The 9,297-nt window shown below is 38.4% G+C and carries 12 protein-coding genes; 7 read left to right on the top strand and 5 right to left on the bottom strand.

Annotated features, from left to right (window positions below; all coding sequences use genetic code 11):
* Positions 1–412 precede the first annotated feature (412 nt).
* From JMX92_RS07455 to JMX92_RS07435, 5 genes are all read right to left on the bottom strand, one after another.
* Complete coding sequence (locus tag JMX92_RS07455; protein ID WP_201544887.1) at positions 413–1,111, bottom strand: MAE_28990/MAE_18760 family HEPN-like nuclease; 699 nt, start codon at positions 1,109–1,111, stop codon at positions 413–415.
* Entirely contained in the window at positions 1,101–2,270 is a 1,170-nt protein-coding gene (locus JMX92_RS07450; protein ID WP_201544885.1) for a DUF262 domain-containing protein, read from the bottom strand. The genes JMX92_RS07455 and JMX92_RS07450 overlap by 11 nt, the downstream gene beginning before the upstream one ends.
* Entirely contained in the window at positions 2,267–3,559 is a 1,293-nt protein-coding gene (locus JMX92_RS07445; RefSeq protein WP_201544883.1) for a DNA methyltransferase, read from the bottom strand. The genes JMX92_RS07450 and JMX92_RS07445 overlap by 4 nt, the downstream gene beginning before the upstream one ends.
* Positions 3,560–3,859: 300 nt before the next feature.
* Positions 3,860–4,063: a hypothetical protein gene (locus JMX92_RS07440; protein WP_201544881.1), complete on the bottom strand. Its 204-nt coding sequence runs from the start codon at positions 4,061–4,063 to the stop codon at positions 3,860–3,862.
* 60 nt (positions 4,064–4,123) lie between these two features.
* Positions 4,124–4,774, bottom strand: coding sequence for a S24 family peptidase (locus tag JMX92_RS07435; RefSeq protein ID WP_201544879.1), 651 nt, complete (start codon positions 4,772–4,774; stop codon positions 4,124–4,126).
* Between the two features lie 140 nt (positions 4,775–4,914).
* Between JMX92_RS07435 and JMX92_RS07430 the strand changes: the two genes are divergently transcribed.
* The 7 genes from JMX92_RS07430 (at position 4,915) to JMX92_RS07400 (ending at position 9,293) form a co-directional block, all read left to right on the top strand.
* On the top strand, positions 4,915–5,145 hold the full coding sequence (locus tag JMX92_RS07430; RefSeq protein WP_201544877.1) for a hypothetical protein: 231 nt from the start codon (positions 4,915–4,917) through the stop codon (positions 5,143–5,145).
* A 2-nt stretch (positions 5,146–5,147) separates the two neighbouring features.
* Positions 5,148–5,507 carry a CII family transcriptional regulator gene (locus tag JMX92_RS07425; protein ID WP_201544875.1) on the top strand — a complete coding sequence of 120 codons (360 nt, stop codon included), beginning with the start codon at positions 5,148–5,150 and terminating at the stop codon, positions 5,505–5,507.
* Between the two features lie 157 nt (positions 5,508–5,664).
* Complete coding sequence (locus tag JMX92_RS07420; protein WP_201544868.1) at positions 5,665–6,339, top strand: phage antirepressor KilAC domain-containing protein; 675 nt, start codon at positions 5,665–5,667, stop codon at positions 6,337–6,339.
* Positions 6,339–7,295, top strand: coding sequence for a hypothetical protein (locus JMX92_RS07415; RefSeq protein ID WP_201544866.1), 957 nt, complete (start codon positions 6,339–6,341; stop codon positions 7,293–7,295). The genes JMX92_RS07420 and JMX92_RS07415 overlap by 1 nt, the downstream gene beginning before the upstream one ends.
* Positions 7,296–7,895: 600 nt before the next feature.
* On the top strand, positions 7,896–8,354 hold the full coding sequence (locus tag JMX92_RS07410; protein ID WP_201544864.1) for a hypothetical protein: 459 nt from the start codon (positions 7,896–7,898) through the stop codon (positions 8,352–8,354).
* A complete protein-coding gene (locus tag JMX92_RS07405; RefSeq protein ID WP_201544862.1) occupies positions 8,345–8,608 on the top strand; it encodes a hypothetical protein in 264 nt (87 codons plus the stop codon). The genes JMX92_RS07410 and JMX92_RS07405 overlap by 10 nt, the downstream gene beginning before the upstream one ends.
* Positions 8,609–8,846: 238 nt before the next feature.
* On the top strand, positions 8,847–9,293 hold the full coding sequence (locus tag JMX92_RS07400) for a VRR-NUC domain-containing protein (RefSeq protein ID WP_201544860.1): 447 nt from the start codon (positions 8,847–8,849) through the stop codon (positions 9,291–9,293).
* Positions 9,294–9,297: the final 4 nt, after the last annotated feature.

The raw sequence follows: 9,297 nt of genomic DNA, 5'->3' as shown, positions 1-9,297 counted from the left end.
TTCATAGTACGATTGGTTATGTGTCGCCTTTTGAGTTTGAGAGACGATACTATGATAGTCTTAATGAGTCAAACAAAGCTGCCTGACTCAAGTAATCCACTCTCCGATATACTCGGGGCGGTTCAGTTTGGTCAGCACTACTTATCTCTATGCTTATGATGGCGCCAATAATGGAAGCAAATGCTCAGAACTATCCTTGCTCTCAAAGCATGGGTGGAGTTTCGCATTGTAAAGACGGTAAGTTTGTCTGCAAAAATGGCAAAATCAGTAAGTCTAAGAAAGTGTGTAAGATGTAAGGCAGTGGTTTAAGAGTGTTTTGATGCCTATCAGCTCGTTTGAGTTGATAGGTGTTTTTTTAGGGTAATAAAAAACCGCCACTTGGGCGGTTGGGTGTGAATGATGAGGCTGCTAACTATTGTTCATGAGGTTTTTTATATTTTTCATTAGAAAGATGCTCAATCACTTGTTGCTTAATTTTTTGTACTAATTGATTTACTTCTTTTTTTATTTCTTGATATTCATCATACGTCCAGCCAGATTTTTTAGAACCATGAGCAATATTATTTCTAAAATTTAATAGCTTTTCTACACATTCAATAGCCTTATCATCAATTATATTTTCGTCAAATCCTAGTCTGTAAATAATTTTATGAACAACTGTTTTGGAAAGATTGGATTCTGTGTCAATAATTTTATCTTGATTTATTTTAACTGGTGTAGTCATTATTTCTTCTAAATTTTCTAAAAACTCTATCCTTCTACCTAACTCGACAAAACCCTTAGGATGTTCTTTTTTGAATATTCGATGTTTTGGCTTATGTGTAGGGCTTTTATACTCTCGAAATTCATTATCAAGACTACACGCTTGGAGTTGATAGATAACATCTTTACAATATAGATTTTCTTGATTTATTGTTTTTACGTAAGTCTGGAAAATCAGTTTTACATGGCCTTCAAAATTAGCATAGAGTAATAGAATTAAAGCTTTAGATATTATCCTCTGCTTTTCTTCATCTTGCTCATTAGCTAGTTGATTCTCAAAAAAGACTAGGTCATTATCTCGCCAAGATTTATCAACTTCAAACTCAGCCAAAATTTCATTAAGATTCATTAAATCCCTCAATTTCTAGAAATTTATTTTTAACAAATTCAATTCTTCCATTGAGCAGATTTTTAGTATTTTTTCCACCACCTGTGGTTATTTCTATAAATTTTTGATCAGACTTGATTTCTTGAAGTTTATTTCTTATTAGCTCAATATGATCAGTGTTATCGGGATCTACTTTTTCTAAAATTGTTAGTAGAGCAATAGGAATTGCCTCATAGTGATATATACGAAAATTTTCAGCAATATATGAACTATTTTTATTTTTTGGTCCAAATGCTTTGCTGCCTAATGCTTTATCTAAAATACGGAACACTTTGTCAAAAATCCTAGATTCTTCATTGTAATCAAAGTCAACATGCTGTTCATATTTTGAATCTAAGGTGACTGCCTCCATATAACTATTTAAGAAAGAATCTATATCTTTTATATAGTGTTCTCTGTAATTTTTATTGGCAAAAAACCGCAATGCAAGTTCCTGAGGGTAGGCACTTTTTGATCTAGTTTCTGAAATATTATTAATTGTATTTTTAAAACAAGGGTTTTCAGCTATCTGTTTTAAAAAGTCAGCAAACTCATCACCTAATAAACGAATGTTACAGTTTCTGATCTCTTGTGGCTCTAACATCTCACCACCTGTATTTAGTCTTTTGAACATATGGTAGCGTAATAATTTATCACTTTCTTTACGGATAACTTGCATACGAATAAAGTTACGTTTTAAACGAATTTGGTAGGCAGTGGGCAAGTCATCATAAGTAAATCCATTAAGCAATGGCGCAATATCACAACCAACTAGCTTCAATGGTTTTTCGTCTTCTGATTCGTTTTCTGATTCGTCTTTAGTAATCTTTTTTAGCATTCCTCTAAAATTTAAGTAGCTTGAAATTCTTTGAAGACCATCAATAAGTTCATAACATCCATCTTCTACTTCGATAACAAAGATAGGTGGCACAGGCATTTCTAGAATAAGGGATTCGATAAAGCGTGATTGCTTTTCTTCAGACCAACGAAAAAGCCGTTGAAAGTCTGGTTTAATATTTAATTCATTATTTTGGTACATATCTGCCAGTTCATTGAACGATATATCAAGTTGACGGGTATGTGTCTTTTGTACTTGTTCTTCAATTTGTGTGATTGTCAGATTAATATTCACATTTGTCATGATAGATTTCCGTTGTATTTAAAGCTGAGATAGAATTCTTGTGGTTTTTTAGACTTTTTATATTTTGCAGATTTTGGATTAATATTATTAAAAGAGTTGCTCTTAAAAGCTATGCTATCTTCTTTGAAGAAATTTAGTTCTGATAACATTTCTTCAAAGAATAAAGGCAGATTATTATGTAACTCTTTATAAAAAGAGTCCTGTACAACAATATCAAATTGAGAGTTCGGCTTGCATACTCGAGCTAACTCTTCGAAAGACTGGTACATATCATTGAAATATTGAAGTAAAGTTGTGTGATAATAAGTAGCAGAGGCAACTGAGCTATGTTCTTTTACTCGAGAAAGAAATGTATTACACGCTCCACCCCATAGGTGATTAGGCATAATTTCGGCTTTCTGAACTGTCGGAGATCCAATCACATGTTGCCGAAACTGTTTGAAGTTACTATTATCTGCCAAACCTAAAACTGCTAATTCTGGACGCATTGCCACTGCATAATCAATACGTGTACAGTAAGGAGGAGATGTTAGGATGTAATCCACAGAGTTTTCTGCTAGAGGTATATTTTTAGAACTTGCTGTAACAAAATCAGTCAATTGATTTGGTAAGTCAAAGTGATCAATAGAAGTTATAACTGCTAGTTGTGACTCGATAATTTTGGTAAATGTGTCGATGATGTATTGTTTACTTACTTCAATTTTTTTTGTTTCAGCTTTTGCAACTTTAATCCATGTTGGATTAGATGAGGAAAAATAAGATTTCACAATAGATTTAACTAATTTGAATAAGGCAATATAAAAGAAACTAGCTAAGCTTGATAAATCAGTATCACTTACCTGCAAACTCTCTCTCTTTACTCCCTGGACCAATAGTTTGTATATTATTAATTCAAATTTTCTTAATAAAGCAACGCTTTTACTTACAAACCATAGGCTTAGTGGATCATTTTCAGTATTTATTTGTTTTTTTTGATACTTAAACTTTCTTATAATATCTTGAGAAAGAGCTTGGATAGATGGTGACATTTCACTGTGAATATTATTTGCTTTGGCAATTATTGTCATTACAGGATTAATATCGATACCTAAAGACTGACAGCCTAACGTTTTTGCAACAGTACAGGTTAATCCCGTACCTGACCATGGATCAAGGATAAAAGAGTCTTGGTTTTTAGCTCGCTGTAGGACCTCTTTTACAAACTCATGAGAATATCCTGCATAGTATGGATACAGTGTAAAATCATTTATTTTGTCTGATTTACTTAATTTAGGTGTAGGTAAACTCATATTTAATGCTTGTCTTGAAAATGATTGAAATATATTAATCTAAATAACACTGCTAGTCATTAAGACTTTCATCTTTTAAGTAGTTGGTCTTTAACTTGATGAGTTACTCAAATAATACCCAACAAACAATTCATCTCATCCTAAGTCCTCACAAATCCCCATACACCCCACAGTTGCGCTCAATAGCATCCATCGTCTCTTCAGTGCTGTGAGAGCCATTACGCCAAGCATTGACAGGGAAGCCCTAATTTAGCGACTTCCCCTCCCAATCCCCGACATCCTGCCAGCCAAGCTCACCTTCTACTCTTCATCCGTATTCTGATCTTTATTGAATTTTTTAATTGGGAAGTTGTCCATACTGTAAACAGGGATTGCAACTAGATTCCCGTAGTGCTTCGCCAACAACTTAACTTGCTCAATTGTCAAATTCATAGGCTCATTGTTATCTGCTGCTGCATTAATCTGAGCCATCAGCTTGTTAATAGGTAATTCGCTATTATCCATAATTTTTATCCTGCTCTATATTTTCGTAGACCTTTTATAGCCCGCTATGGCCTGTCTTTCTTATTTCAGTTTCTTCTTATGCTCAACAGCGACACCGCAAATTGTGAACGGAGTATGCCTGCTATCTATTATTGGAAAGTCCGGATTAAGTGGTACCAGCTCACAGTATTCCACACCGTCATCATCAAACCCACGTGGCCGCCATTTTTTAAAGGTTACGGCATTCTCGCCTGCCTTCTTAGCAACGACATAATTACCGGGTGAAGGCTGGGTGTCTGGATCGACCAAGATTAGATCACCTGGATTGAAGTCAGGCGTCATGCTTAAGCCTTCAATGATTACCCAGTGAACATGGGGTGGATAATCACCTATGATGATTTCAAAAGTATCAGCAATAGCATCATCGAAGTAATGGCAAAACTCGCCAGCTTGTACGTAATTAAGGACAGGTACGCGCCGTACATTATCCATTGGTAAAACTCTGAAGTTATCACCTTGGATTCTAGTGAGGTCTTTAAACCTAAGCTCAGCCTCTTCAATATCAAAATATTCCGCATATTTCTTAACAGTCTTACTGCTGGGGCTTTGGGTATCACCATTTATTATTCTGAAAGTCGTTGACTGTGGAATGCCAGACTTGTCCTGTAATTGGTAGGCGTTAATTCCATGTTTTTTTAATAAAAATTCTAAGTTACTAACTAAGTAAGACATACAACCAACCTATTAATATTAAAGTGCAAGCTTATTTTATGCAAAAACGCATATATATGTAAGTAGCTATGCAAATATGGGTTTACATTATGCAAATGTGCATTATAATAACGATGTTAATAAATTTAAGGATTCTAAAAATGACTCCAAAGCTAATTGAGAAAATCAATGCACTCATTGGTGCCGGAATGACTCAGGCAATGATTGAAGAGCAAACTGATATTCCACAGTATCGAGTCTCGCGACTAGGAAGTGGAGCAACTAAAAATCCAAGATGGACTGATGTTGAGAAAATCAATAGTCTTTACGACCATGTCATTACTCAAGGTCAACACTGGAATGACTTTAAACAACAAACCGAGGAGACTTAACCATGACTCAATTATCACAAGAACAAGTTGCATGGTCACGCAACATGCAAACGCAAGTCTTGCAAGCACTTGCAGGCACTTGCCAGCAAGATATAGCAGAAACAATGGGTATCGATAGTGGCACTATCACGCGCTTAAAAGATGTGCACCTAGTCAAGCTATGCAACCTATTAGCAGCACTTGGGCTAAAAATCGTGCCTATGGAGCTTAAGTGCTATAACCCCGAAATGGTCAAGATGCTTTACGCTCTTGCGCGGGATAACTTAATGAAGTCAGAAGAAGTGGATGATTTTTTTCATGATGATGCGCGAATTCAGATAGCGGAAGGGACCTATAGGCCGCGGGCAAGTGTGGGGGTTTAAATGTCAGGTTTAATAAAGGTCAGCAGACGATTAAAGCGGGCAATAAAAAACCCCAAGGCTGGAGGGCAATGGGGTTTGTAGCTTTCTTAGGAACCTAAACTACAAGAGGTATTAAAACATGAATTTAATGGTGATGCAACATAATCAAGGCCAAACGATGAGCAGCCGAGAAATTGCTCAGCTGTGTGAAAAACAGCATGGCCACGTTTGTAGAGATATCGAAAAACTTAATGAAACCTATGAATCATTAGGCCTATCCAAAGTTGGAGAGGGGTATTACACCCACCCAAACACGGGCAATCAGAAGCATAGAGAGTTTTTATTAAATCAAGAGCAATGCCTGGATCTCATAACTGGTTATCGTGCTGATCTACGCATTCGAGTAAATAGACGCTGGCAAGAACTTGAAAAGCAACTATCTAAGCCAGCCGTTCCTCAATCTTTGCCAGAAGCGCTACGCCTAGCAGCTGACCTGGCAGAAAAATTAGAAGAGCAGCAAGCGCAATTGGCTATAGCAACTCCTAAAGCGGCGGCGCTTGATCTTATTGGCGCAGCAGAGGGAAGTCTTGGTGTGCGTGAGACTGCAAAAATATTAGATATTGCCCAGAATAAATTTATTTCCTGGTGCGTAAATAACGGCTGGATGTATAGAGACTCTAAATACAAGCTACAGCCATACAGCGGTCGCATTCAACAAGGGTATATGGAACAGCGTCCAGTCACATTTAATGGCCGTGACGGGACTACCAGAGCGACAACACAGCCGATGTTCACACCAAAAGGGCTGGCAAGATTGGCACAGATATTCGCAATAGTACATGAGGTGGCGTAATGAGATACACATTGAGCATAAATGCAGTCAAATGCCATGAATGGGGCCTTAACTTAAACCAAGGTGCCTTATTTGATTTACTTAACCAAGCAAGCTCATGGGCCAAGCCCCATGTAATTAATGGCGAGTTTTATTATTGGGTATCTCGCAACATGGTGATTGATGAAATTCCCCTGGCATACAGTAAGCCAGATACTGTTTATCGAGCCCTAAAGCTGTTTGAGGAAAAAGGCCTGGTTGATTACATCAAAGAAGGAAAAAAAGACTTAGTTAAGTTAACTGAAAAGGGCAAGGAATGGAACTCTAAAACCACTTTTACACCTGATTCTAATTCGGATTTAAATCCGAAAAATAATCAAAACTCGGAAATAAATCCGAAAAACACCCAAAATTCGGATTCAAATCCGAGCAAATTCGGAAATGAATCCGAAAAAACCCCTAAAAACTCGGATTTGAATCCGACAAATAAGAATACTAATTATAAGAATACTAATAATCATATTAATAAAAAAAATACCAAAAAAACAAAATCGAAAACTCAGTCAGCGGTGGAGACTTACAAACCACAAAAACCAGATGAGGTATCAGATCAGGTTTGGAGTGATTTACTCAGTCACAGAAAAATTAAAAAAACGTCGAACACCCAAACAGCTTGGAATGTGATTTTCAGTCAACTGGAAAAAGCGAAACAAGCAACCGGTCATTCACTGGATCAGATAATCACTGAGTGGATAACACGGGATTGGAAAGGTTTTAAATCAGACTGGTACATCAACATTCAGAACAAGGCTCAGATCACGGGGAACAACCATGCAATCAATCAACCAGCTAACAACCCAGCTTCAGGCAACAACCAAGCCATCAGCCACTTTGACCAACTCCGAGCTGAAATCAGAGCCAAGTATGGCTCCAGCCAGCAGTCAAACGATATCAGAACCGTCAGTACGCTTACTTGAGTTGATCACTGACATGTTTGAAGACTGGAAGCGAGTATTTGGAGCCAAGCTACAAGAACGCCAGGTGTTGGACGTAAGAACTACTGAACTATGGGCAATTGCATTACAGGGATTAAGAATTACCCCAGCGGAATTCAACACAGCTTTAGCCAAGTCCTTAACCCTAAAATGGCCACCAACAGCCCCAGCTGATTTTTTAGAGTTAGCGAGAGCTGGCAAGCAAAGTGAATACCTAGACACACAAACTGCATTTGAGACAGCCTGTAGATGCGCAGGAATGCGCGGAGACGTCGAAAGAGACTGGAGGCACCCAACTGTACTAGAAACGGCAAATCGCATCGGGTGGGGCAAATTAGCGAGTGCTGGTAACGGATTTATTTAATACTTTGCCACGGTCTATGAGCGGGTTGTCAGCGAGCATCAAGCCGGTAATGATTTTGTTATCCCGCCAGCAAGAAGAATTGAGCATAAAAACATACCGGCATCGCCTGAATTTGTGGATGAGCTATTGCGTAAATATGGGTTCAAGAAAGGTGTGAAAGCCAAACAGTCAGAGCCTTGCAAACAGGTAACAGCTGAAATTTAAAACAAAGGGAATCCATGGCCAAGAATAAATCCAACAAAGATCAACGCCGTGCTAAGGCGTTAAGAGCAAAAAAAGCCAACAAGATACAACAAGCGCAGTCTAAGCCGCGCCAGTATCAAGGCTATATGAAAATGTTTTTGGACGGTGACAAGGTGGAGGACCTAATCAAGCGAGTGGTGCGTACTGAAGATTTCTTAACCCGGCCACATGATATTTTCAGACACGACCGGACTTACACTTTCACCATGAATGCAGTTAGCAAAGATGGTCAACGTGCACACGCTAAGGCTGAAGTTGAAGGCGAGCATGACCAAGCCGCACTAGTTGCTGCTATTGGTCAAGCGTTTAGGGACTTTTGCGATGAGCTCATGGAGCACGCGCCAGAGGTTGAGCTTGATTATCGTGAATGTCATGTGGTCATAAGGGCGCTTAAAACAAAGGTTAAGGCACAAGGTGGTTATCGGTGGGTGTAAGAGCTACCAAGCTTAAAACAAGTAAGGGCTATACGCTCACACGCTTAAGCAGAGCATATGATCCGGTCGCCAATCATTGGAATCAGTATAGCGCCAGGGTAAGAGTGGTTGAAGGTAATCCTTTTTTTGATCAAATAGTTCGATGGGATTTGAACGGCAATGCGATTAATCATGAGCTGGGCGATATTGTTTGGGGTGCAGATGGTACTGGGGATTATCAACTAAGACAAGGCGAGAATATTTTTAGATTTTAGTAAGGGCTTTTTATGTTAAACGAATTAATTTTGATGATGTTGTGGTGCTATCTTTTTCTTTCCCTGTTTAGCACGTATTTAATTGCTCGTGTTGTTTTTGGTGATGGCAGGCGGGTGTATAGGTTTCAGGTCCAGTGGTATCACAAGTGTGTTTTAGGGTATCTGATAGCCGTTCCAGTTATTTTTTTTACAGTGGCGTTCATCAGTTTGTTATGGGGCAAGTAAGGGTTAAAAGGGTATGGAGGGTAAACGAATAGGATTATCAGAAGATGAGGTACAAACAGTAGTAATGAATTGGTCAAAGCGCCAGAAGTTTAAAGGCCGGCCATTGTTTGATTATATTCATCATTCACCAAACGGTGGCAAGAGAGCGGCCAAGATAGGGTCTAGCGGTAAGAGGTATTCACCAGAGGCGGCTAAATTCAAGCGTATGGGTGTGAAAGCGGGCTACCCAGACTTGATTATTGATATTGCTAGAGGCGCTTATCACGGCCTGCGCATTGAGATTAAAAAAGATGGTAACAGCTATGCCACGCCAGCCCAAAAAGAACGAATCGAAATGTTGGTTAAAGAGGGATATTGCGCTGTTGTCGCTAAAGGGATTGATGAAGTTATAGAGACAATTAAGCAGTACATAGCATTAGGTGATTTTAACGGTTTAAGCCAATTAAGAAATCAAAAATAGAGGT

It is taken from the genome of Psychrobacter sp. H7-1 (assembly GCF_904846585.1).
Classification (GTDB): Bacteria; Pseudomonadota; Gammaproteobacteria; order Pseudomonadales; family Moraxellaceae; genus Psychrobacter; species Psychrobacter raelei.
Note: the sequence above shows the minus strand (reverse complement) of the source record. Positions and strands in the feature narration are given on the sequence as shown.